At 65.1% G+C, this 22,844-nt stretch carries 20 protein-coding genes and 2 tRNA genes; 12 read left to right on the top strand and 10 right to left on the bottom strand.

The annotated features are described in order from the left end of the window. Positions 1-345 precede the first annotated feature (345 nt). On the top strand, positions 346-1,686 hold the full coding sequence (locus tag ACXYMN_RS02740) for a dicarboxylate/amino acid:cation symporter (RefSeq protein WP_459011875.1): 1,341 nt from the start codon (positions 346-348) through the stop codon (positions 1,684-1,686). Between the two features lie 356 nt (positions 1,687-2,042). Then, positions 2,043-3,032, top strand: coding sequence for a TAXI family TRAP transporter solute-binding subunit (locus ACXYMN_RS02735; RefSeq protein ID WP_459011874.1), 990 nt, complete (start codon positions 2,043-2,045; stop codon positions 3,030-3,032). Between the two features lie 371 nt (positions 3,033-3,403). On the opposite strand, the gene ACXYMN_RS02730 is transcribed toward ACXYMN_RS02735, so the two are convergent. Beyond that, entirely contained in the window at positions 3,404-4,285 is an 882-nt protein-coding gene (locus ACXYMN_RS02730) for a LysR family transcriptional regulator (RefSeq protein WP_459011873.1), read from the bottom strand. A gap of 108 nt (positions 4,286-4,393) precedes the next feature. On the opposite strand from ACXYMN_RS02730, the gene ACXYMN_RS02725 reads away from it, so the two are divergent. Further along, entirely contained in the window at positions 4,394-5,374 is a 981-nt protein-coding gene (locus tag ACXYMN_RS02725) for an NAD(P)-dependent alcohol dehydrogenase (RefSeq protein WP_459011871.1), read from the top strand. Positions 5,375-5,556: 182 nt separating this feature from the next. Here the strand turns inward: ACXYMN_RS02725 and ACXYMN_RS02720 are convergent, their stop codons facing one another. Together ACXYMN_RS02720 and ACXYMN_RS02715 are read right to left on the bottom strand one after the other, a co-directional pair. After that, on the bottom strand, positions 5,557-5,922 hold the full coding sequence (locus tag ACXYMN_RS02720) for a hypothetical protein (RefSeq protein WP_459011870.1): 366 nt from the start codon (positions 5,920-5,922) through the stop codon (positions 5,557-5,559). A gap of 212 nt (positions 5,923-6,134) precedes the next feature. Further along, positions 6,135-6,211 (bottom strand) — tRNA-Ile (locus tag ACXYMN_RS02715). A 117-nt stretch (positions 6,212-6,328) separates the two neighbouring features. Here ACXYMN_RS02715 and purM point away from each other — a divergent pair. The 3 genes from purM to rnd all read left to right on the top strand — a co-directional run bounded on the left by purM (position 6,329) and on the right by rnd (position 9,193). After that, entirely contained in the window at positions 6,329-7,375 is a 1,047-nt protein-coding gene (gene purM, locus ACXYMN_RS02710) for a phosphoribosylformylglycinamidine cyclo-ligase (protein WP_459011869.1), read from the top strand. After that, positions 7,372-7,959, top strand: coding sequence for a phosphoribosylglycinamide formyltransferase (gene purN, locus ACXYMN_RS02705; RefSeq protein WP_459011868.1), 588 nt, complete (start codon positions 7,372-7,374; stop codon positions 7,957-7,959). Before purM ends, purN begins: the two co-directional genes overlap by 4 nt. Positions 7,960-8,029: 70 nt before the next feature. Then, the gene (gene rnd, locus ACXYMN_RS02700; protein ID WP_459011867.1) at positions 8,030-9,193 is read left to right on the top strand and encodes a ribonuclease D; all 1,164 of its coding nucleotides are present in this window, start codon (positions 8,030-8,032) and stop codon (positions 9,191-9,193) included. Here the strand turns inward: rnd and ACXYMN_RS02695 are convergent. Beyond that, positions 9,190-9,666 carry a hypothetical protein gene (locus ACXYMN_RS02695; protein ID WP_459011866.1) on the bottom strand — a complete coding sequence of 159 codons (477 nt, stop codon included), beginning with the start codon at positions 9,664-9,666 and terminating at the stop codon, positions 9,190-9,192. The genes rnd and ACXYMN_RS02695 overlap by 4 nt on opposite strands. A gap of 170 nt (positions 9,667-9,836) precedes the next feature. On the opposite strand from ACXYMN_RS02695, the gene ACXYMN_RS02690 reads away from it, so the two are divergent. Then, positions 9,837-10,247, top strand: a complete 411-nt coding sequence (locus tag ACXYMN_RS02690) for a SufE family protein (RefSeq protein WP_459011865.1) — start codon at positions 9,837-9,839, stop codon at positions 10,245-10,247. 165 nt (positions 10,248-10,412) lie between these two features. Here ACXYMN_RS02690 and ACXYMN_RS02685 read toward each other — a convergent pair whose 3' ends face one another. The 6 genes from ACXYMN_RS02685 to fabI all read right to left on the bottom strand — a co-directional run bounded on the left by ACXYMN_RS02685 (position 10,413) and on the right by fabI (position 16,296). Further along, positions 10,413-10,829: a c-type cytochrome gene (locus ACXYMN_RS02685; RefSeq protein WP_459011864.1), complete on the bottom strand. Its 417-nt coding sequence runs from the start codon at positions 10,827-10,829 to the stop codon at positions 10,413-10,415. A gap of 90 nt (positions 10,830-10,919) precedes the next feature. Then, the gene (trpE, locus tag ACXYMN_RS02680; protein ID WP_459011863.1) at positions 10,920-12,434 is read right to left on the bottom strand and encodes an anthranilate synthase component I; all 1,515 of its coding nucleotides are present in this window, start codon (positions 12,432-12,434) and stop codon (positions 10,920-10,922) included. Positions 12,435-12,441: 7 nt separating this feature from the next. After that, positions 12,442-14,289, bottom strand: coding sequence for a peptidylprolyl isomerase (locus ACXYMN_RS02675; protein WP_459011862.1), 1,848 nt, complete (start codon positions 14,287-14,289; stop codon positions 12,442-12,444). A gap of 77 nt (positions 14,290-14,366) precedes the next feature. Further along, a complete protein-coding gene (gene gpt / locus ACXYMN_RS02670; RefSeq protein WP_459011860.1) occupies positions 14,367-14,870 on the bottom strand; it encodes a xanthine phosphoribosyltransferase in 504 nt (167 codons plus the stop codon). An 11-nt stretch (positions 14,871-14,881) separates the two neighbouring features. Beyond that, positions 14,882-15,484, bottom strand: coding sequence for a LysE family translocator (locus ACXYMN_RS02665; protein WP_459011859.1), 603 nt, complete (start codon positions 15,482-15,484; stop codon positions 14,882-14,884). Positions 15,485-15,489: 5 nt separating this feature from the next. Next, positions 15,490-16,296 carry an enoyl-ACP reductase FabI gene (gene fabI, locus ACXYMN_RS02660; RefSeq protein WP_459011858.1) on the bottom strand — a complete coding sequence of 269 codons (807 nt, stop codon included), beginning with the start codon at positions 16,294-16,296 and terminating at the stop codon, positions 15,490-15,492. Positions 16,297-16,414: 118 nt separating this feature from the next. On the opposite strand from fabI, the gene pdxH reads away from it, so the two are divergent. The 5 genes from pdxH to ACXYMN_RS02635 all read left to right on the top strand — a co-directional run bounded on the left by pdxH (position 16,415) and on the right by ACXYMN_RS02635 (position 22,478). Then, a complete protein-coding gene (gene pdxH, locus ACXYMN_RS02655; RefSeq protein WP_459011857.1) occupies positions 16,415-17,020 on the top strand; it encodes a pyridoxamine 5'-phosphate oxidase in 606 nt (201 codons plus the stop codon). A gap of 113 nt (positions 17,021-17,133) precedes the next feature. Beyond that, on the top strand, positions 17,134-17,658 hold the full coding sequence (locus ACXYMN_RS02650) for a cold-shock protein (protein ID WP_459011856.1): 525 nt from the start codon (positions 17,134-17,136) through the stop codon (positions 17,656-17,658). Further along, complete coding sequence (locus tag ACXYMN_RS02645) at positions 17,634-18,110, top strand: DUF192 domain-containing protein (protein WP_459011855.1); 477 nt, start codon at positions 17,634-17,636, stop codon at positions 18,108-18,110. The genes ACXYMN_RS02650 and ACXYMN_RS02645 overlap by 25 nt, the downstream gene beginning before the upstream one ends. A gap of 44 nt (positions 18,111-18,154) precedes the next feature. After that, positions 18,155-18,231: transfer RNA gene (locus tag ACXYMN_RS02640), tRNA-Pro, on the top strand. A gap of 575 nt (positions 18,232-18,806) precedes the next feature. Continuing rightward, a complete protein-coding gene (locus ACXYMN_RS02635; protein WP_459011854.1) occupies positions 18,807-22,478 on the top strand; it encodes a vitamin B12-dependent ribonucleotide reductase in 3,672 nt (1,223 codons plus the stop codon). Positions 22,479-22,844: the final 366 nt, after the last annotated feature.

Below are 22,844 nucleotides of genomic sequence, written 5' to 3'. Positions count from 1 at the left end.
ACGCCTGCCGTCCTTTGGCAATCCCAGGACCGGGGCGCGTGCCCTTGTCCGTTTGCGGCCTTGGCGGGGGTGTCCCTGTGCCACGCAGGAATGGCTCACGCGACGACAGTGGGCGCCATCCCGTGCATTCCCCGTCGACCCGGCATTGGCCGCACGAGGATGACGGAAGGTAAGGGCCGATCACAGGCGATATTTCTTGTCTGAGGTGACTTGCGGTCCGGCCTTAACGATGAATTACCACCGGCGTCGGACGAGGCGCGCAGGTGCGCGCATCCCGCGCAGGTCGACGCCTGCCCCGGGCCGCTGCGGCCTTGCCCCGACATCCGATCACTTGAGGGCCCAGCCATGCCAGCCGATACACTCGATACCACGATGCGGATCTCGGAACAGCGTTTCAAACTGCGCGTCTGGATGACGTCCCGGCTCTGGGCACAGGTCATGCTTGGAATGGTGCTGGGATTTGGCCTTGGCTTGCTGCTGAGCGAACCCGCCGGGTTCATCTACCCCGATACAGCCGAGGTTGTCGGGCATTGGCTGGCATTGCCGGGGCGCATCTTCCTGGCCCTGATCGCCATGGTGCTGGTGCCGCTGATCTTTTCGTCCATCGTCGGCGGGCTGTCCGGGGCCGGGTCCGGCGACGAGTTGCGGTCGGTTGGATTGCGGCTTGCCGCCTTTATCCTCGCGACGACGACAGTGGCCGCCATGATCGGGGTGGCGCTGGCCCAGTGGCTGCGGCCCGGCGTGGGGCTTGCCGGGGTGTCCCAGGGGGCATCCGCGCAGGATGCGCCGTCCCTGACCGACGACGCATCCGATGTGCCGGTCCCGGCCTCTCAGGTATCCTTGCCGGATTTGATCGTCGAGATTCTGCCGACGAACCCCACGGCATCGATCGTTCAGGGCGACATGCTGGCGGTTGTCGTGCTGGCCCTGCTGGTCGGCGTGTCGGTCACGCAGGTGCAGCCCGGTCGCGCGCGGCCCTTCCTGGCCCTGATGGACGCGTTGCTGTCGATCTCGATGAACATCGTGAAATGGGCGATGTTTCTGGCACCCTTCGCGGTGTTCGGTCTGATGGCGCAGCTTGTCATGCGCCTGGGATTTGAAACCATGATCGGCATCTCGGGATATGTGGGAACGGTTCTGCTCGGGCTTGCGGTGCTGTTGTGCCTCTACCTTCTGATCGCGCTTGTCTTTGCGCGGATCACGCCGATGCGCTTCATGCGGGCTGCCGGCAGCAACCTGTTGCTGGCGTTTTCGACGTCAAGCTCTTCGGCGGTGATGCCGGTGACGATCCAGTCGGCGCGCAAGATCGGCGTGCCCGAGAACATCGCCAACCTCGTCGTGCCGTTGGGGGCGACGATGAACATGGCCGGAACCGCGCTTTATCAGGCGGTGGCCATTCTGTTTCTGGCGCAGCTTGCCGGTGTGGACCTGACGTCGCTGCAGATCGCCGTGGTCGTCGGCACGCTTGTGGCCTCCAGCATCGGCGCGCCCGGCACCCCGGGTGTCAGCATCGCCATTCTGGTCAGCGTCGCCACGAACATGGGCATTCCGGTCGAGGGCATGGTGATCATTCTCGGTGTCGATCGTTTGCTCGACATGTGCCGGACGGTGGTCAACGTGACAGGCGATCTGGTTGCCGCGGCGCTGTTGCGGTCGGTCGGCGAGGACCCGGTCCCGGCCACCTGAGGCCTGGCGGCCCCGGGGATGGCGCAACCCGCCGCCGAAAGGGCGATGCGCGGTGCCCGGTCGGATTTTCACCCGGCTCGACGCAATTTTATGGTATGGTCCCCGCACGAGCCGTGTGCATCAGTCAGGAGCTGTGATTGACAGCGATGATCCTGGATTTGACTGCGTGAGCGCGTGTGACCGGAATATCCGACGCGTGTGCTGCCAAGGCAGCGGCGCGGCCTGAACTGACGACATGACTGGTCAAGCCGCTTCCGGCTTTTGGCAATACCCGCGCCCCGGAGGGACGTGGCGGATTGCATGGCCTCGTTAGTGAAGGATGGACCTCGATATTAGTTAGTGAAGGATGGACCTCAATGTTAAAAGTGCTGTTGAACAAGACCTCGGTGCTGGCCGCGACCGCCATGATCGCAACCGCGGCGTCATCGCTTTCAGCCGAACAGATCACCATCGGCACGGGATCGCCGCAGGGTGTGTATTACCAGGTCGGTCGCGCGATTTGCCGGTTGATCAAAAAAGCCGATCCGGTCGAGGGTCTGGATTGCAAGTCCTATTCGACCGTCGGGTCGGCAAACAACCTGATGGCCGTTCGGGCCGGAAAACTGCATGTCGGCATCGCCCAATCCGATGTTCAGGCGCTTGCCGTGCACGGCCAAGGGACCTTTGCGGCGGCGGGTCCGGACGAGTCCCTGCGGGCCCTGTTTTCGGTTCATTCCGAGCCATTCACCCTTGTGGTTCGGAAGAATTCCGGCATCGCGTCGTTAAGCGATCTGGTCAGACGTCGCGTCAATATCGGAAATCCCGGCTCAGGGCAGCGCGGCACCATGGAAGCGGTGATGCAGGCCATGGGCTGGTCGGTCGACGATTTCGCCCTCAGCACGCAACTGAATGCGTCCGAGCATTCATTCGCGCTGTGCAACAACCGCGTCGAGGCCATCGTCTACACGGTTGGACACCCAAATCCGTCCGTCGCTCATGCAACCGGACTGTGTGACGCGCAGATCGTCAATGTCACGGGGCCGGAAATCGACGCGATGATTGCGGCAACACCGCATTACGCGCGCACCGAGATCCCGGGGGGCATATACAGCTCGAACCCCGACACGGTGAACACCTTCGGCGTCATAGCAACTGCGGTGGTTTCTGCCGAGTTGGATGAGGACACAGCCTACCAGATCGTCGCGCATGTGTTCGACAATATCGATAAGTTCCGGGCCGCGCATCCCGCTCTCGGCAGCCTCGATCCCAATGCGATGACCACCGAGGGCCTGACGGCGCCGCTACATCCCGGTGCGATACGGTACTACGAAGAACACGGCATCCCCTATGCCGCGTTGGGTCAGTAACACGTCTCGGCGGGTGCAATGACGAGAGCGTCCGATAAACGGTCGGCGGCGCGATATCCGGCTCGTCTGCCTGCAAGCGCGATAGTATCTGACAGGCAGTCATCGGCGTGTCGCAGGTTTTCAATACCTTCAGGATATCGTCTTGCCGATCCGCTGCGCGCTTTTTCACGGGGGGTGCCTTCCACTGCGTGCAGCGGTTGATATTTTATTAAGTGACATCCGGCAAATGGCAGGATCGAACGGGTTCGGGAAACCTTGGCATCCTGCTATTCGGGCTCTGAATCGACTGTCGCTGCAGAACCCACAACGGTCCTGTGAGGGCCGATAGCGATCTGCCCAAGCGACCCGGTCCCACCGGGAATCCCGTCGCATCAAGATCCCAGGAACGCCGCGCGTCGTTCCAGAAGTGCGTCGCACAGGTAGTCGACGAAGAGTCGGACACGCCGCACCCGGCGCAGATCACCGTGCAGCAGCACCCAGGTCGACCGGCGCTGGTCAAGCTCGGTGCCCGGGACGCGTTGCAGTTCGGGGAACACCGATGTCACCCAGGTTGCAAGGAAGGTCATCCCCGCACCTGCGCGCACCAGGTGCAGATGCATTTCGGGATCGGGCACAGAGTGGCGCACGCGCGCTTTGGGAAAGGCCGATCCCGCGATCATTGTGAGAAGCTCGGGCACGTTGCCGTATCCGATCCAGCTCAGCCCCTGGCCCTTGCGACCCGCCCCCGGCAGGGCGCGGTCGATGTAATCGCGCGACGCCACCACCCCGATCGACAGCGGGAACAGCTTGCGGCCCACGGCGTCGTCCTCGATCGCGGCGGCGTGACGGATCGAGACATCGGTTTCGTTCCGCGCGATCGAGTCGAGCGTATAGGCAAGGCGCAATTCGATCTCGATCTCGGGATAAAGCGCGGCGAAGTCGGCCAGTACCGGGGCCAGCAGGTAATGCGCCGTCATCGGATCGGCCGACAGACGGATGCGTCCGGATGCCTCCCGGTCGAGGCCCTGCACCGCGTTGAACCCTTTCAGCAGCGCGGCCTCGGCCTCGAGCGCTTGCGGCAACAGCCTGCGACCGGCTGCGGTCAGGGACAGGCCGTCTGCGCCCCGCCGGAAAAGCCGGGTGCCCAGCTGCGCCTCCAGCGCCTCGACCTGGCGGCGCAGGGTCGCGTGCGTGCCGCCCAACCGCTCGGCCGCGGCGCGGAGTGAACCGTTCCGCGCAACAGCCAGAAATGCCGGAAGAGATTTCCAATCCATGGCCGCCCGGATCATTTATGAACCACTGCGGGCCATCCTAGCCACTCTTCGGAGCGGGAAGGAACCTCTATTCCTGTGCGCACACCCAAAGACCACGGAGGGTTCCCCATGACTGAGACGCGCACCGCCTGGCACATCCCGCGCTATGGCCACCCCGAAACCCTGACGCCTGTCACGCTGCCCATGCCGCAGCCCGGACCGACCGAGGTGCTGATCCGCATCCACGCCTCAGCCGTGACCAGGGCCGACGGGATGATGCGCAAGGGCGAACCGCTGTTCGCGCGCGCCTTCCTCGGCCTGCGGCGTCCGCGCAACGGGCTGTCCGGCACAGGACTGTCGGGCGAGGTGATCGCGGTCGGCGTCAAGGTCAGCCGCTTTGCGCCGGGCGATATGGTCTTCGGCGAGGCCGGGCTGCGCTTCGGCGCCAATGCGAGCCACATCTGCGTCGATGAGGGCGGCGTGCTGATGCCCAAACCAAAGGCCCTGTCGCATGAGGACGCAGCCGTCCTGTGTGACGGCGTGCTGACCTCCTGGCATTTCCTGCGCAACCTCGGCCAGGTCCAAAACGGAGACCGCGTGCTGATCCTTGGCGGGGCTGGCAGCCTTGGCAGTGCCGCGGTGCAGATCGCCGCCGCCATGGGCGCAGAGGTGGCAGCCACCTGCAGCGCCCGCAACGCCAGCTTTGTCGCGTCGCTCGGGGCCACCCGCGTAATCGACTACACCAGCGAAGAGGCCTTGCCGAAGGGGGCCGGTTACGATGTGATTTTCGACACGTTGGGCGTCGCGTCCTTTGCAGCCGCCAGGCCGGCGCTGGCCGAGGCGGGGCGCTACCTCTGCCCGGTCCTGACGCTGGGGCGGCTGCCCGCGATCCTGCTCTCGTCCGCTGTGGGCCGGAAACGCGCCCTGTTCGCGGCTGCCGGGCTGGAAAAGCCGCAGCGCCTGCGGGCCATGCTGGCAGAGATCCTGACCCAGATCGACCAGGACCGCCTCGCCCCGGTCATGGACCGGATCTACCCGCTGTCCGACCTCGTCGAGGCGCACACCTATGTCGAGGCCGGGCACAAACGCGGTAATGTGGTCGTCGTGTAAGACCTCGCCACGCCGCCAGCGTCGGCCCCACCCATTCAATCAGAGAGACACCCATGAAAATGAACTACGTCGTCGTCGGAACGAACGATATGCGCGCATCGAGGGCCTTTTACCACGCCCTTTTCGCAGGCGAGGGGCTTCAGAGCATGTCGCCCTCGGACCGCATTCATTTTGGGTAGGTATCATGCAGAACGGGCAATTTGTATCGGCAGATGGGCGCCGACCGGGCCACCAGTGACTGCGCGCGTGCTTTTCGGTTTCCGGCACCGATAATCGAGAGTTCCGGGTTGATAGTGCTCAGCCTCGGTGGGCCGCTCAAGCGGTCTGATTTCGACCGGTTGTCCTAGCAGATCTTCAAAACGGCGGCGCGACCGCGGCGATCCGACATGGAAATACGGCGTGGGAATGAATCGACCGGTGGGAGTGGCGGCCAAGCTGGCAGGTTGACGCCGACGCCGCGGTTTGGGGCCGTCGTGCGCGATGCCGAGAAGATCGTCCGCGCCTCGGATGGCAAGGTTCTCCGGGGCTGCTGCAACGATTTCCTGCATATCCTTGCACCATGCCGCACCCATACCGGTCCAGTGAGCGATATGGAGGATGAGGGCTGGCGGTGTCGGAAGTGAACGCGCGCGGGGTCGACAGGTCCGGGTGGCCGCACGGGCGATAGAACGCGTTTCGGTTCTTGTTTTCGGCACTCCGGGCCACGCTGTTGATGCGTGGTCCATGATGCCTGGGAAAAAACGATAACGGAAAGCGAGACTGGTAGGCCCGGCAGGACTTGAACCCGCAACCAAAGCGTTATGAGCGCTCTGCTCTAACCAATTGAGCTACAGGCCCCCAGCGCATTCCGAAGTAGCAGACCGGGCAGGGGGGTCAAGCGCATCGTTGCAGGGCGCGGAGCGATGGGCTATCGCGTGCGGAAACAGCACCCAACCGACAGCCCGGAGACCTTTCATGACCGATGGCAAGACCCCGATCACCTATGCCGATGCAGGCGTGGATATCGACGCGGGCAACGCGCTGGTCGAGCGTATCAAACCCGCCGCGAAGCGCACGGATCGCGCCGGGACCATGGTTGGTCTGGGCGGGTTCGGCGCGCTTTTCGATCTCAAGGCGGCGGGGTATTCCGACCCGGTGCTGGTGGCCGCGACCGACGGTGTGGGCACCAAGCTGCGCATCGCCATCGATACCGGGCATTATGACAGCGTCGGCATCGACCTTGTCGCGATGTGCGTCAACGACCTGGTCTGCCAGGGGGCCGAGCCCTTGTTCTTCCTTGATTATTTCGCCACCGGCAAGCTTGACCTCGACGCCGCGGCGGGAGTGATCGAAGGCATCGCCGAGGGCTGCGAGGCGGCCAATACGGCGCTGATCGGCGGCGAAACCGCAGAGATGCCCGGCATGTATCCGGAGGGCGATTTTGACCTTGCGGGCTTTGCCGTGGGCGCGATGGAGCGGGGCACGGCGCTGCCCGAAGGGGTGCGTCAGGGCGATGTGCTGCTCGGGCTTGCCTCGAACGGGGTGCATTCCAACGGCTACAGCCTCGTGCGCAAGCTGGTGGCGGGGTCGGGTCTCGGCTGGGAGGCGAAATGCCCCTGGGGCGAGGGCACGCTGGGTGCGGCCCTGCTGGCACCGACGCGGCTCTACGTGACGCCCTGCCTTTCGGCGATCCGTCAGGGCGGCGTGCATGCGCTGGCCCATATAACCGGCGGCGGCCTGACCGAAAACCTGCCGCGCGTGCTGCCCGATGACCTGGGTGCCGAGATCGAATTGTCCGCCTGGACGATGCCGCCGGTGTTCCGCTGGCTGCAGGAACAGGGCGCGCTGGCCACAGCCGAGATGCTCAAGACGTTCAACTGCGGCATCGGCATGGTGCTGGTCGTCGATGCGGACGCCGCCGACGACATCCGCCGCGCCCTGCACGCGGCGGGCGAGCGCGTGCACGTGATCGGTCATGTCGGCGGCACGCAAGGGGTGCGCTATTCGGGCGATCTTGCATGAAGCGTGTGGCGATCCTGATCTCGGGCGGCGGATCGAACATGGTGGCTCTTGCCCGAAGCATGACCGGCGACCATCCGGCGCGACCGGTTCTGGTGCTGGCCAACAGCGCTGATGCCGGCGGGCTGGACCGCGCCCGCGACCTGGGCATCGCCGCCGATCATGTCGACCACGTGCCCTTCGCGGGCGACCGCGCCGCCTTCGAGGATGTGCTTCATGCCCGCCTCGAACAGGCGGCACCGGATATCATCTGTCTGGCGGGTTTCATGCGCGTGTTGACCGAGGGCTTCGTCAGCCGTTGGCAGGGGCGGATGATCAACATCCATCCGTCGCTGTTGCCCAAGTATCGCGGTTTGCACACCCATGCCCGCGCCATTGCGGCGGGCGAGGCGGAGCATGGCTGCACGGTCCACGAGGTGACGCCCGCGCTGGATGACGGACCGATCCTCGGACAGGCCCGCGTGCCCGTCATGCCCGACGATACGCCCGACACGCTTGCCGCGCGGGTGCTGACACAGGAACACCGCCTCTATCCCGCCGTGCTGCGCCGCTTTGCCGCCGGGGACCGAACCCGCCTCGACCTCTGAGGCGCGGCTCCATTGCACCCCGAACGCAATCGGGTAATCTCGGACCATATCGACCGCAAGAAAGGCCAGAATGCAGACGATCACCCGCACCGAAGAGCTTGCCGCCTTCTGCGCCCGCGCCCATGACGCCCCCTACGTTACCGTAGACACCGAATTCCTGCGCGAGCGGACCTATTATTCCAAGCTTTGCCTGGTGCAGCTTGCCATCCCGGGCGAGGACGATGCAGAGGCAGATGCCGTGCTTGTCGACCCGCTGGCCGAGGGGCTGTCGCTGGATCCGCTGAAGACGCTCTTCCGGGATACCTCGGTGGTCAAGGTGTTCCACGCGGCGCGGCAGGACATCGAGATTTTCAGCGTCGAATATGGTGTCATCCCCGAGCCCCTGTTCGACACCCAGGTCGCGGCCATGGTCTGCGGCTTCGGCGAGCAGGTGGGCTACGAGACGCTGGTCAAACGCATCGCGCGGGCCAGCCTCGACAAGTCGTCGCGCTTCACCGACTGGTCGCGGCGTCCGCTGACCGAAGCGCAGAAGCACTACGCGCTCGGGGATGTGACGCATCTGCGCAAGATATACGAATTCCTGGAAAGAAAGCTGCGCGATACCGGGCGGCATCGCTGGGTCGCCGAGGAACTGGCGCTGCTGAGCGATCCGGAAACCTACGTGACCCGCCCCGAAGACGCCTGGAGACGGGTCAAGACCCGCAACACCAGCCCGCGTTTCATGGCCATCGTGGCCGAGCTTGCGGCCTTCCGCGAAACCCATGCGATCGCGCGCAACATCCCGCGCAACCGGGTGTTCAAGGACGATGCGCTGGTCGAACTGGCATCGACCAAGCCGGCCACCTTCGAGGATCTGGGCCGTTCGCGGCTGCTGTTGCGCGAGGCGCGCAAGGGCGACATCGCACAGGGCATCCTCGATGCGGTGGCGCGTGGTCTGGCGATGCCGAACGAAGACCTGCCCGAAGTGGTCAACGGCATCGACAAGGGGCAGGTGAACCCGGCGCTCGCCGATCTGCTGCGGGTGCTGTTGAAGGCGCGGACCGAAAGTTCGGGCGTGGCGCCGAAGCTGATCGCGCCGACCGCGGATCTGGATGCGATTGCCGGTGGCGCGCGGGACGTGCCCGCCCTGAAGGGCTGGCGGCGCGAGGTTTTCGGCGAAGACGCACTGCGGCTGTGCGAGGGGCTGATCGCGCTGTCGGCGAATGGCAGCAAGGTCGCGGTGATCGAGCTTTAGCGCCGGGTGACAAGCGCGTTGTTCGCGCCCCGGACCTCGATCTCGCGCACGCCGGACAATTCCTGATCCGTCAGATAGACCGCGACCGTGACGCTGCGGGCATTGGCGCCGGTGCCCGCGGGGCCGGGGGCCAGCGCGGCGTCCAGCGAATAGATCAGCCGCGCGGTATCGTCGATCTCGATCGGGGTCAGCCGGGCGTCATAGCGCCCCGGCGTCGGGGCCACGCCTGTGGCGGTGATCACGGCACCGCCGGGGCGGCGTTCGATGGCAAGGTCCGCGATCTGGGCGATGGGACGGCCCTGATAGGCGGCCTCTTGCGCGCGGAAGATCGAACTGCCCGCCCGCCGCGCCGGGATCAGCGGATTGACCTCGGCCGTGGCCTCGGAACTGGCGACGGGCACCGACCGCGCGGGTCCGAACCAGTTGAACGGATTGAGACGACTGCCGCAGCCCGCAAGGACCAGGCCTGCCACAAGACAAATCGTTACCGGTGTTCTGATCGACATCTGCGCCCCTCAACCTTTCCTTTTGGACTAGCCTATCGACCGGCGCGTGAAAAGCCCATCTGCGGCGGCATGGGGCTGGACGCCGACGCCTTGCGCTCTTACCTCAGGGACAGCGACGCAGGCGAAAGGAGGCCCGGATGGCACAGCCCGCATTCGAAGCGGTGGTCGAGGATTTCGAATTTCTCGACGATTGGGAAGACCGCTACCGGCTGGTGATCGAACTGGGCCGCGACATGGCTCCTCTGGAAGACGAATTGAAGGTGCCCGCGACCAAGGTCGACGGCTGCGCCAGCCAGGTCTGGCTGCATCCGCGCATCGAGGCGGGGGCGTTCCACTTTCTGGGCGACAGCGATGCGATGATCGTGCGCGGCCTGATCGCGCTGTTGCGCAAGCTTTACGACGGGTTGCCGGTGGCCGAGGTGCCGGGCGTCGATGCGCGCGCCGAACTGGGGCGGCTGGGGCTGCACGATCATCTGTCGGCGCAACGCTCGAACGGGCTGCGCGCGATGATCGAGCGGATCCGCACCCACGCCGTCGAGGCGGCCTGAGCGGCGGCACTGTCGGGACGGATCAGGCAGTGGTGCGCGCCGATGGCGCGCCCATGTTTGGCTTGCCGATCCGGGGCGGATCGGCAAACGGATCGGGGCGCTGCCCCGAACCCCGGCGTTTGTCTGGAAAAGTGAAGGAACAAGGACCGTCGGAAGGGTGCGGGTCTAGCGTTGGATGCTTTCGAGGTAATAGGCCAGCGACAGGATATTGCCGCGTGCCTCGATCACCGCGCCCGCGGTCTCGTTGCGCGGGGCATCGCGATCGAACATGTCGCCGTATACCGGCATTGGCCCGCCATGGGCGCGGATGTCGGTGCGGCCGTCGATAACATGCACGACGTTGCGCATCGGAAACTGGCCGCCATTGCGGGCCGAAAGCGTGGTGAGATCGGGCACCTTCTTGGTCAGCAGGTTGGACATCGGACCGCCGCCGGTGGCGTCCGCGCCGTGGCAGGTGGCGCAGAAGCGGGCAAACAGCGATTCGCCCTGGGTGCTGTCCATCGTGGTGCCCTGGGCGATGCCCTGACTGGCCAGGCAAAGCGCCCCTGCCGCGATCAGCGCGGTCTTGATGCGGTGTGTCACTGGTGTGCTCCTGCGTTGTGATGCGCGTTTGGGGTATGGCACGGCTGCGCGCGTCTGCCCATGCGCCAGATCAAGCGGCGCGCGGGGGGCCTAGCTGTTGCCGTTGCCGGTAAATCGCGCAGCATCGGCGGCTGCGCGGCGTATGGCGTTCGATTTGTGCAGCGTCTCCTGGTATTCCGCCTCGGGGTCGCTGTCGAAGACAACGCCGCCGCCGGCCTGGATATAGAGTTTCGCATCCTTGACGACCGCCGTGCGCAGCGCGATGCACATGTCCATGTCGCCCCCGGCCGAGAAATAGCCCACGCCGCCGCCGTAGACGCCGCGCTTTTCGGGCTCGAGCTCGTCGATGATTTCCATCGCCCGCACCTTGGGGGCGCCGGACACCGTGCCTGCGGGCAGGCCTGCCAGCAGCGCCGACAGCGCGTCCTGGTCCGCGGCCAGTTCGCCCACCACGTTCGAGACGATGTGCATGACGTGGCTGTAGCGTTCGATCACGAATTGCTCGGTGGGCTTCACCGTGCCGATCTTCGAAACGCGCCCGGTATCGTTGCGGCCGAGATCCAGCAGCATCAGGTGTTCGGCCAGCTCTTTCGGGTCGGCCAGCAGATCCGCCTCGAGGGCATCGTCCTCGGCGGGTGTCGCGCCGCGCGGGCGGGTTCCGGCGATGGGCCGGATGGTGACTTCGCGCCCGAAGACCCGCACGAGGATCTCGGGGCTGGCGCCGATCACCTGGAAACCGCCGAAATTGAAGAAGAACATGAAGGGCGACGGGTTGGTGCGGCGGAGCGAGCGATAGAGCGCAAACGGCGGCAGCGGGAAATCCTGCGTCCAGCGCTGCGACGGGACAACCTGGAAGATGTCGCCGGCGCGGATATATTCCTTCGCGGTCTCGACCGCCGCCTTGTAGCCTTCATGGGTGAAGTTGGACCGCGGCGCGCCCAGCTCTGCCGCGTCGCCCAGGGTGCGGGCCTGTTGCGGCAGCGCCCGTTCCAGATCGCGCACCGCGTCCATCACCCGTTCGGCAGCCTGGGCATAGGCGGCGCGCGCCGATTGCCCGGACGAGACCCAGGCGGGCGAGACCACGATCACCTCGCCCTTGACGCCGTCGAGCACCGCCACCACCGAGGGCCGGATCAGCGTCGCGTCGGGCAGGCCCAGCGGGTCCGGATTGACGTCGGGCAGGTGTTCGACCAGCCGGATCATGTCGTAGCCGAGATAGCCGAACAGCCCCGCCGCGGCCTGCGGCAGGCTGTCGGGCAGATCGATGCGGCTTTCCTCGAGCAGGGCGCGCAGCGCGGTCAGCGGCGGTTCGGACATCGGCTCGAACGCATCGGCGTCAAAGCGCGCCTGGCGGTTCACGCGCGCCTCGGCACCGTGGCATTGCCAGACCAGGTCCGGCTTCATGCCGATGATCGAATAGCGCCCGCGCACCTCGCCACCCGTGACGGATTCGAGCATGAAGGCATCGCGCGCGGCCCCCGTCAGCTTCAGCATCAGCGACACCGGGGTGTCGAGATCGGCAGCGAGGCGGGCATAGACCACCTGATTGCGACCGGCGGTGTAATCCGCCTCGAACGCGGCGAAAGAGGGGGTCAGCTCAGCCATTCCGCACTCATTGCAGCGACGCGTTGACGGCGTTCAGCGTGTTCTGGTCCAGCGTCACGCCCGCGCGGGTCTGGATGTCCGCGGCGAGCGCGCGAAACAGGTCTTCGGCCATGGCCTGCTCGGCCTGTTCGGCCAGACGCGCGGCCAGCTGCGTGGCGGCGTCACCCGCGGGATCGGCGGCGTTGATCGCATCGACCCGCAGGATGGCGACGCGGCCCGGCTCGGACGCGACGGTGGCGGCCCCGGCGGCGGCGTCGAAGGCGGCGGCGACCGCGCCGCGGGGCAAGAGGTCCGGGTTTGCGGTGCGCTCGGCGGCGGCAAGCGTGGTGGCGGGCAGGCCCAGGTCGGCAAAGCTCTGGCCCTGACCCAGCGCCTCGGCACGGGCTTCGGCCTGCGCGATCAGCGCGTCGGTGATCCGGGCCTGTTCCACGGCGATCTCGACTTCGGCGCGCACTGCCTCGAAGGGGGCCGGTGCGGGCGGGTCGATCCCGTCGACGCGCAGGGCGAAGACACCGCCATCGCCCAGTTCGATGATCTCGGGGTAATCGTCGGGCACCGCGGCGCGGGCGGCCTGGTTGAAGGCGGGATATGCCGCGATCGATGCGTCGGCGTTGCGGGTCCAGTCGATGTTGCCAAGGGTCATGTCGGTGGTGTCGGCCAGTTCCTCGAGCGTGGCCCCGCCCGCCAGTTCATTGTCGAAGCTTTCGGCCTGCGCCTCGATCACCCGGCGCGCGCGGTCCAGCACCAGCGTGTCGCGCAGCAGCGGCACGGCGTCCTCAAACGAGGTCTCGACAGCGGCCAGTTCGGCATTGACCCGAAAGAGGGCCGGTCCGAGGCCCGACGGCGCGGGCCCGGCGACGCTGCCGGTTTCGGCGGAAAAGACGATATCGGCGGCATCGCCCAGATCGGCGCGCGACACCGCGCCCAGGTCGGTATCCGCCAGATCCAGCCCGCGCGCGGCGACCAGATCCTCGAAGGTCGCGGTGCCGTCCGCGATCCGGGCGGCGGCCTCGGCGGCGGCGGCGTCGGACGAAAACACCAGCCGTTCCACCAGGCGTCGCGCGGGCATGTTGAACTGGTCGGATTGTTCGGCGTAAGCGTCGCGCAGCACGTCTTCGGGAATGTCCACGCTGTCGAGGATCATGTCGGGCGTGACCCAGGCATAGGTGATGCGCTTGGTCTCGGGGGTGGTGTAGTCGGCGATGTTGTCGTCGTAATACGCGCGCAGGTCTTCCTCGGTCGGCGCATCGACACCGGTCTCGAGATCGGCAGCGGTCAGCACCGCATAGGTCAGGTCGCGGGTTTCACCGGCGTAGGCGACGATGGCGTCGGTATAGGCGGGGGGCATGGTCAGGCCGGCAAAGACGCCGCCCTGAAACACGGTACGCGAGATCTCGTTGCGCAGGTCCTCTTCGAACTCGGCCTCGGACATCCCGGCGTTCTGCAGCGCAAAGCCATAGGCATCTCGGCTGAACTGGCCGTCGGGGCCCTGGAACGCGCCGACCTGGGCCAACTCCGCCGCGACCATCTCGTCGCCCACGGAAATGCCGAGCCGGTCCGCTTCCCAGTCCAGCGCGCTTGTCAGCACCAGTTGCGACAGCACTTGGGTGTCGAGCCCCGCAGCCCGTGCGTCGGCAAAGCTGACCGGCTGGCCGCGCTGTGCCTGAAGCGCGCGCAACTCTTGCTGGACGCCGCGCGCATAGGCGTCGACGCTGATCTCCTGGTCGCCGACAGCGCCGATGCTGCGCGCGGTGCCCGACAGGTTCGTCGCGCCGAACCCCGCGAGCCCGACGAGCAGCATGCCCATCAGGATCCACAGGAAGACTTTGGAAATGCGGCCTGCCTTGAGTGCCATCGGGGCTCCTCGATCTGTCGGAAATTACGTGTCGGCACACCTCTAGGCGAGTGGCCGAAGCCCCGCAAGGGTTGCGCTCAGTCGTCCGCGCCGTGGAAGGGTTTGACGTATTGCAGCGCCATGTCCCACGGAAAGAATATCCAGGTGTCCTGGCTCACTTCGGTGATGAAGGTGTCGACCATGGGACGACCCTTGGGCTTGGCGTAGACGGTGGCCACATGCGCCTTCGGCATCGCGGCGCGCACCACTTCAAGGGTGCGGCCGGTATCGACCAGATCGTCGACGATCAGGATGCCGGTGCCGTCGCCGACCACATCCTTGTCCGGGCTCTTGATGATATGCGGCTCGGTCTGGGTCTGGTGGTCATAGCTTTTCACGCTGATGGTATCGACGACGCGAATATCCAACTCACGCGCGACGATCATCGCCGGAGCCATGCCGCCGCGGGTGATCGCCACGACCGCCCGCCAGCCGCCCTTGGGGACGTTGCCCTGCAGACGCCAGGAAAGCGCGCGCGCGTCGCGGTGCAGCTGGTCCCAGCTGACGTGAAAGCCTTTTTCATGCGGCAGAAGATCGGTCATGTCAGAGTATCCTATCGGTCGAGCAAAAGGCGCAGGCCGAGCGCGCCGAGAACCGCGGCGGCAACCCGGTCCATGCCGGTTTTCAAGCGCAGATAGCCCGCGCGGGCAGGGGGCGTGGCCAACAGCGCCGCGAAGAGGCCGTAGACCGCGACCTCCACTGCGAAATGGTTGGCGACGATCAGCGCCTTGTCCGCCAGCTGCAATCCCGCAGGGAAGATAACCACGAGGACCGAAGCGGCGAACAGGACCGATTTGGGATTGGCAAGGTTGACGAGCATCCCGCCGAGAAAGGCGCGCCGCCCGGGACCGGCGCTGTCTTCAAGCGGCTGCCGCGCGTCGCGCCAAAGCGTATAGGCGATGTAGATGAGATACAGCGCGCCACCGATCTTCAGGACAAGATAGGCCGCAGGGACCAGCACGAAGACCGCCTCCAGTCCCGCAAGCGCCATCGATGTCCAGAACGCGGCCGCCACCGCAAGTCCCAGACCGGTCGCGAACCCGGCCCGGAACCCGCCCGCGATCGACTGGCGCAGCGCGAACAAAAGCGCAGGTCCGGGTGCGGCCATGGCGGCGAGGAGCGCCAGGTTGAAGGCGATGATATGGGCGGCGTCCACGCGCCTCAGGCCTTTTCGATATCCGGGGCGTCCACCGCCTTCATGCCGACGACGTGATAGCCCGCGTCGACATGGTGCGTCTCGCCGGTGACGCCCGCGCCCAGATCCGACAGCAGGTAAAGCGCCGAGCCGCCGACATCGTGGATCGTCACGTTGCGCCGCAGGGGCGAGTTATACTCGTTCCACTTCATGATGTAGCGGAAATCGCCGATGCCCGAGGCCGCCAGCGTCTTGATCGGGCCCGCCGAAATGGCGTTCACGCGGATGCCGTCCTTGCCCAGATCCTCGGCCAGGTAGCGCACCGAAGCCTCGAGCGCGGCTTTGGCGACGCCCATGACGTTGTAATGCGGCATGACCCGCTCGGCGCCGTAATAGGTCAGCGTGACGGCGGAGCCACCGTTCTTCATCATCTTCTCGGCGCGCTGCATCACCGCGGTGAAGGAGTAGACCGAGATGTCCATCGACATGGCGAAGTTGTCGCGGGTGGTATCGACATAGCGCCCGCGCAGTTGCGTCTTGTCGGAGTAGCCGATGGCGTGGACGACAAAATCGAGGCTGTCCCAACGCTCTTTCAGCCCGTCGAAAAGCGCGTCGATGGTGGCCTCGTCACCGACGTCGCAGGGCAGCACGATATCCGAGCCAAGGCTTGCCGCCAGGGGGTCCACCCGCTTCTTCAACGCGTCGCCCTGATAGGAGAAGGCCAGCTCCGCGCCCGCATCCGCGCAGGCCTTGGCAATGCCCCAGGCAATGGATTTGTCGTTCGCCAGGCCCATGATCAGCCCGCGCTTGCCCGACATAAGAGAGTTTGACATCGCCCGTCCCCGCACAACATGTGTTCCCCAAGACCTTTAAGTGACGGGACAGACGCCATCAAGGGCGGCTCTGCCCGGTGCGGTGTAAAACATCCCAGACGACGGCAAGGGGGCAACCATGACGGAACGGACAGGAATTTTCGCCGGGGACGATCCTTTCGAGATCGCGCGCAACTGGCTGGCCGAGGCCGGAGAGCACGAGGTGAACGACCCCAACGCCATCGCGCTCGCTACCGTCGATGCGGACGGGATGCCCAACGCGCGCATGGTGTTGCTCAAGGATATCGAGGCCGACGCCTTTGTCTTCTACACCAATTACGAGAGCCGGAAGGCCATCGAGATCGACGGCGCGGGCAAGGCCGCGTTCGTCATGCACTGGAAATCGCTGCGGCGGCAGATCCGGGTGCGCGGCGTGACCGAGCGCGAGGACGGACCGCAGGCGGATGCCTATTATGATTCGCGCTCGCTCAAGAGCCGGTTGGGTGCCTGGGCCTCGGCACAGTCGCAACCGCTTGGCAGCCGCACCGAGTTGATGGCGAAAGTCGCCAAGATCACCGCGAGGTTCGGCGCAAACCCGCCGAGACCGCCGTTCTGGGGCGGCTTCCGAATCCGCCCGGTCGAAATCGAATTCTGGGCCGACGGCGCCTTCAGATTGCATGATCGCTTCGTTTGGCGTCGAAAATCCGCGCAATCGGGTTGGGACGTCGGCAGACTATCGCCGTGATCGGTACAATTTCGGCGGTTGGGGCTGGTTGAATGCACGCATTGATTGAAATAGGCGATGCGTTCGGATGGCGACATGCTATCCAAAAGAGGCACCGACTGGCGAGTGATTGAATGCAAGTTGATACCGGAGACACCCGCGTTCAAGGAACGGTCAAGTGGTTCGATCCCGGCAAGGGGTTCGGCTTTGTGATCTCCGACGAGGGCGGGCGCGACATCCTGCTGCACGCCAATGTTTTGCGCAACTTCGGGCAGAACTCGGTTGCCGATGGCGCGCGGATCGAGATTTCGGTGCAGGAAACGCCGCGCGGGTTCCAGGCCACCGATGTGCACATGATCGAGCCGCCGACCGACGGCGCGTCTCCCGCGCTGGCCGATTTCGAAGAGATGAACCCGACCGAGCTTGCGGCGGCCCCGCTGGTGCCCGCGCGGGTCAAGTGGTTCGACAAGTCCAAGGGTTTCGGCTTTGCCAATGTCTTCGGCAGCACCGAAGACGTCTTTGTCCATGTCGAGGTCTTGCGCCGCTCGGGCCTTGCCGATCTGATGCCCGGAGAGGCGGTCGGCCTGCGCGTGGTGCAGGGCAAGCGCGGTCGCATGGCAACGGAGATCAATTCATGGGAAAGTGCCGTTTCGCACTGACTGCACTGGCGGTCTTGTGTTTCGCGGGCGCGGCCAGCGCCCAAGGCTGCCGCGACGACCTGCTGTCGGTGCGCGGCGATTTCGGGACGGCCAGTTTTCGCGTCAGCGTGGCCGACGATGCCGCAGAGCGGTCGCAGGGCCTGATGAACGTGCCGCAGATGGACCGGTTCGCCGGTATGCTGTTTGTCTATGACCAGCCCGGCGACGTGGCGTTCTGGATGCGCAACACGCTGATCCCGCTCGACATGATCTTCGCCGACGTGACCGGTGTCGTGCGCAAGGTGCACGCTAACGCGGTCCCGCATGACGAAACCGCCATTCCCGGCGCGCCCGGCACGCAATATGTGTTCGAGATCAACGGCGGTCTTGCTTCGACGCTGGGCATCGCACCCGGTGCGCAATTGCAGCACCCTGCCATCGCCGAGGCCGCCTGGCCCTGCGCGGCGGAATAATCCGGCTTTCCAAACCCGGAAGCTGCGGTTAGACGGGCATCGTTCGGGGCGTAGCGCAGCTTGGTAGCGCGACGGTTTTGGGTACCGTAGGTCGTAGGTTCGAATCCTATCGCCCCGACCACCCACCATATCTTGTGTCTGTCCGGGAACGGCCGTTGCGGTCGGGGCTGCCGTTGCATGCGCCCGCATGTGGTCCGGTCCCCCGCATCGCTTCGCCGCGATTCGCGCGGGCACGGGCCGGAGATGGGCGTGCCGGGGGTGGAATACACGCATAAAGCGCTTGCCTGTGTCGCTCTCGCACCATGGCCGCGGAACATGGGCACTTTTCATGCATCACACCAGATATGGTGGATAACTCCCCTCATAACTTGCGTAAAACCCGTTCCGCTTGATCCTCGTCCTGTGGATGAATCGCATCGGGCAGGGCAGGGGATGTGGCCTCTGGCAGGGTCAACACTAAATATGGGGTGCGATTGTAAAAATGAACGTTGACGGAATCGCCCCTGCCCGTGAATGTAGCGTCTACCGGGTCAGGGACCGCTAGATTTAGTGGAAGAGCGCGGGGCAAACAGGCGACAGCAGCAGCAGCATCTGCCGGCCGGCGGACACCCTACGTGTCTCTGGCATCGATTGCCCACGTCCGTTCCCTCGACCTGGACGAAAACTGGGTCAATCGCTTTAACGGGGCAGCGCAAAATGAAGATCGATCGTCACTACACCAAGGCCGGGCAGGACGCTTATGCGGGCATCGAGTTCGTCACCACCGCATCGGAAATCCGCAATCCTGACGGCACGATCGTCTTCCGCCTCGACGCGGTCGAGGTTCCCGCCTCCTGGAGCCAGGTCGCGTCGGATGTGATCGCGCAGAAGTATTTCCGCAAGGCAGGTGTGCCGACCGAATTGACCCCGGTCGAAGAGCCTGACGTGCCGGCGTTCCTGTGGCGCTCGGAGCCCGCGACCAAGACCACCGAACGCGTCGGTGAAACCTCGTCCAAGCAGGTGTTCGACCGGCTGGCGGGCGCCTGGGCCTATTGGGGCTGGAAGGGCGGCTACTTCACGACCGAGGAAGACGCCCGCGCCTATTACGACGAAATGCGCCACATGCTGGCCAGCCAGACCGCCGCGCCCAATTCGCCGCAATGGTTCAACACCGGCCTGCACTGGGCCTATGGCATCGACGGTCCGGGCCAGGGGCACTACTACGTGGACTACAAGACCGGCAAGCTGACCAAGTCGAAGTCGGCCTACGAGCATCCCCAGCCGCATGCCTGCTTCATCCAGTCCGTGTCGGACGATCTGGTCGGCGACGGCGGCATCATGGATCTTTGGGTGCGCGAGGCGCGTCTGTTCAAGTACGGCTCGGGCACCGGCACCAACTTTTCTTCGCTGCGCGCCGAGGGCGAGCGTCTGTCGGGCGGCGGCAAGTCGTCGGGGCTGATGGGCTTTCTCAAGATCGGCGACCGCGCGGCAGGGGCCATCAAGTCGGGCGGCACCACGCGCCGGGCCGCCAAGATGGTGATCTGCGATGCCGATCACCCCGATATCGAGGAATTCATCAACTGGAAGGTCAAGGAAGAGCAGAAGGTCGCGTCGATCGTCGCGGGCTCGAAGATGCACGAACAGATGCTCAACGGCATCTTCGCGGCCATCGCAGCCTTCGACGGCTCGGTCGAGGGTGCCTATGACCCGAAATCCAATCCGTCGCTGAAACAGGCGATCCGGGCGGCGAAAAAGGTCCAGATCCCCGAGACCTACGTCAAGCGCGTGCTCGACTACGCCAAGCAGGGCTATACCTCGATCGAGTTCCCGACCTATGACACCGACTGGGACAGCGAGGCCTATGCGTCGGTGTCGGGCCAGAACTCGAACAACTCGATCCGGGTGACCGACGCCTTCCTGCAGGCGGTCAAGGACGACGCGCCCTGGGAACTGGTGAACCGCACCGACGGCAAGGTCGCCAAGACCATCAGCGCACGGGAACTGTGGCAGCAGGTCGGCCACGCCGCCTGGGCCTGTGCCGATCCCGGCATCCAGTTTCACGACACCGTCAATGCCTGGCACACCTGCCCCGAAGACGGCGCGATCCGCGGCTCGAACCCATGCTCGGAATACATGTTCCTCGACGATACCGCCTGCAACCTGGCGTCGATGAACCTGCTGACCTTCCTCAGCGACGGCAAGTTCGACGCCGAGACCTACATGCACGCCACCCGCCTGTGGACGCTGACGCTGGAAATCAGCGTGACCATGGCGCAGTTTCCGTCCCGGGAAATCGCGCAGCGCAGCTATGATTTCCGCACGCTGGGCCTGGGCTACGCCAATATCGGCGGCCTGTTGATGAATATGGGCTTCTCCTATGACAGCCATGAAGGCCGGGCGCTGTGCGGTGCCCTGACCGCGATCATGACCGGCGTCTCTTACGCCACGTCGGCCGAAATTGCGGGCGAGCTGGGCGCTTTTGCGGGCTATGCGCGCAACAAGGATCACATGCTGCGGGTCATCAAGAACCACCGCAACGCCGCCTACGGGGCCACCACGGGCTATGACGACCTCGCGGTCAAGCCGGTGCCTCTCGATCACAACAACTGCCCCGATGCGTCGCTGGTCGACCTGGCGATGTCGTCCTGGGATCAGGCGCTGAAGCTCGGCCAGAAGCACGGCTACCGCAACGCGCAGGCCACGGTGATCGCGCCGACCGGCACCATCGGTCTGGTGATGGATTGCGACACCACCGGGATCGAGCCGGACTTCGCGCTGGTCAAGTTCAAGAAGCTCGCGGGCGGCGGCTATTTCAAGATCATCAACCGTTCGGTGCCCGGCGCGCTGGAAAAGCTGGGCTACGGCTCGGCCCAGATCGAGGAGATGGTGTCCTACGCGGTCGGCCACGGCACCCTTGGCAATGCGCCGGGCATCAATCACACCTCGCTGGTGGGCCACGGGTTCGGCCCGGCGCAGCTTGAGAAGATCGACGCCTCGCTGGCCTCGGCCTTCGACATCCGCTTTGTCTTCAACCAGTGGACCCTGGGCGAGGAATTCTGCCGCGAGGTTCTGGGCATCCCGGTGGCCAAGCTCAACGATCCGGCCTTCGACCTCTTGCGCCACCTGGGCTACACCAAGGCCGAGATCGACGCCGCCAACGACCATGTCTGCGGTACCATGACCCTCGAAGGCGCGCCGTTTCTCAAGCCGGAGCATTACGCGATCTTCGATTGCGCCAATCCCTGCGGCAAGAAGGGCAAGCGCTTCCTCGGGGTGGACAGCCACATCAAGATGATGGCAGCGGCGCAAAGCTTCATCTCGGGGGCGATCTCGAAGACGATCAACATGCCCAACGACGCCACCATCGCCGATTGCCAGCGCGCCTACGAGCTGTCCTGGTCGCTCGGCACCAAGGCCAACGCGCTCTACCGCGACGGCTCCAAGCTGAGCCAACCGCTGGCCTCCGCGCTGGTCGAGGATGACGACGACGCGGCAGAAGTGCTTGAGACCGGATCGAACCACGAAAAGGCGCAGGTCCTGGCCGAGAAGATCGTCGAGAAGGTGGTAATCAAGGAGATCGCCAAGAGCAAGCGCGACCGGATGCCCGAGCGCCGCAAGGGCTATACCCAGAAGGCCATCGTCGGCGGGCACAAGGTCTATCTGCGGACCGGCGAATACTCGGACGGCAACCTGGGCGAGATCTTCATCGACATGCACAAGGAAGGTGCGGGCTTCCGCGCCATGATGAACAACTTCGCCATCGCGGTGTCGGTCGGTCTGCAATACGGCGTCCCGCTCGAGGAATTCGTCGATGCCTTCACCTTTACCAAGTTCGAGCCCGCGGGCATGGTGCAGGGCAATGACAGCATCAAGAACGCGACCTCGATCCTCGACTATATCTTCCGGGAACTGGCGGTGTCCTATCTCGACCGCACCGATCTGGCCCATGTAAAGCCCGAGGGCGCGACCTTCGACGATATCGGACGCGGCGAGGAAGAGGGCGTGTCCAACGTCAAGGAAATCTCGGAGAGTGCCGCATCGCGGTCGCTGGAAGTGCTCAAGCAGATCAGCTCCTCGGGGTATTTGCGCAAGCGCGTGCCGCAGGAACTGGTGGTGCTGCAGGGCGGTCAGGCAATGAGCTATGCGCAACCGGCCGATGCGTCCTCGGTGCTGGCCACGCTGGTGCCCGACACCGGATCGAGCACGTCGATTTCGTTCAAGTCGGAAACCGCGACGGCCACCGCGACCATGACCCTCGACGCCCCGACCAAGGCGCGGATGCAGGGCTATGAGGGCGAGGCTTGCGGCGAATGCGGCAACTACACGCTGGTGCGCAACGGCACCTGCATGAAGTGCAACACCTGCGGCGGGACCTCCGGCTGCAGCTAAGAAATTGAGGGTGGGGGAACAGTGCGGCAACACCGTCCCCCGCTCCTCTCACCGATATCAAGTGCACTCGGTGAGAGCAGATAGAGGCAGAAAGACTTAATTGCCCAACTCTGACAATAGAGTGCCGAAACATACAGGACTTTCCCCCAAGTATCCGGGATGGCCTGTGAGTAACGGAGCCGACTAATGGCAAAATCGAAGAACACAGAAGTGACGGGTAAAAAGGCGGCTTCGGCAGCCGGAAAGGTACTGGCAGACCCAAAGTCCTCTCCTGCGGCAAAGTCTGCGGCAGCGTCTGCACTGACCCAACGACCCAACAAGAAAAAGCGCTAGTCAATGAAGTGCAACACCTGCGGCGGGACCTCC

This window comes from Roseivivax sp. CAU 1753 (assembly GCF_054482575.1).
This window is presented reverse-complemented; position numbering and strand designations above follow the sequence as displayed.

Excerpts from the sequence above, each read along its gene's own strand:
- ACXYMN_RS02675 (WP_459011862.1), bottom strand. The coding sequence starts at position 14,289 with ATGGCACTCAAGGCAGGCCGCATTTCCAAAGTCTTCCTGTGGATCCTG.
- fabI (WP_459011858.1), bottom strand. The coding sequence starts at position 16,296 with ATGTCAAACTCTCTTATGTCGGGCAAGCGCGGGCTGATCATGGGCCTG.
- ACXYMN_RS02720 (WP_459011870.1), bottom strand. The coding sequence starts at position 5,922 with ATGCAGGAAATCGTTGCAGCAGCCCCGGAGAACCTTGCCATCCGAGGC.
- ACXYMN_RS02725 (WP_459011871.1), top strand. The coding sequence starts at position 4,394 with ATGACTGAGACGCGCACCGCCTGGCACATCCCGCGCTATGGCCACCCC.
- purM (WP_459011869.1), top strand. The coding sequence starts at position 6,329 with ATGACCGATGGCAAGACCCCGATCACCTATGCCGATGCAGGCGTGGAT.
- ACXYMN_RS02740 (WP_459011875.1), top strand. The coding sequence starts at position 346 with ATGCCAGCCGATACACTCGATACCACGATGCGGATCTCGGAACAGCGT.
- ACXYMN_RS02735 (WP_459011874.1), top strand. The coding sequence starts at position 2,043 with ATGTTAAAAGTGCTGTTGAACAAGACCTCGGTGCTGGCCGCGACCGCC.
- pdxH (WP_459011857.1), top strand. The coding sequence starts at position 16,415 with ATGACGGAACGGACAGGAATTTTCGCCGGGGACGATCCTTTCGAGATC.
- purN (WP_459011868.1), top strand. The coding sequence starts at position 7,372 with ATGAAGCGTGTGGCGATCCTGATCTCGGGCGGCGGATCGAACATGGTG.
- ACXYMN_RS02645 (WP_459011855.1), top strand. The coding sequence starts at position 17,634 with ATGGGAAAGTGCCGTTTCGCACTGACTGCACTGGCGGTCTTGTGTTTC.
- ACXYMN_RS02650 (WP_459011856.1), top strand. The coding sequence starts at position 17,134 with ATGCAAGTTGATACCGGAGACACCCGCGTTCAAGGAACGGTCAAGTGG.
- ACXYMN_RS02730 (WP_459011873.1), bottom strand. The coding sequence starts at position 4,285 with ATGGATTGGAAATCTCTTCCGGCATTTCTGGCTGTTGCGCGGAACGGT.
- rnd (WP_459011867.1), top strand. The coding sequence starts at position 8,030 with ATGCAGACGATCACCCGCACCGAAGAGCTTGCCGCCTTCTGCGCCCGC.
- ACXYMN_RS02690 (WP_459011865.1), top strand. The coding sequence starts at position 9,837 with ATGGCACAGCCCGCATTCGAAGCGGTGGTCGAGGATTTCGAATTTCTC.
- gpt (WP_459011860.1), bottom strand. The coding sequence starts at position 14,870 with ATGACCGATCTTCTGCCGCATGAAAAAGGCTTTCACGTCAGCTGGGAC.
- trpE (WP_459011863.1), bottom strand. The coding sequence starts at position 12,434 with ATGGCTGAGCTGACCCCCTCTTTCGCCGCGTTCGAGGCGGATTACACC.
- ACXYMN_RS02635 (WP_459011854.1), top strand. The coding sequence starts at position 18,807 with ATGAAGATCGATCGTCACTACACCAAGGCCGGGCAGGACGCTTATGCG.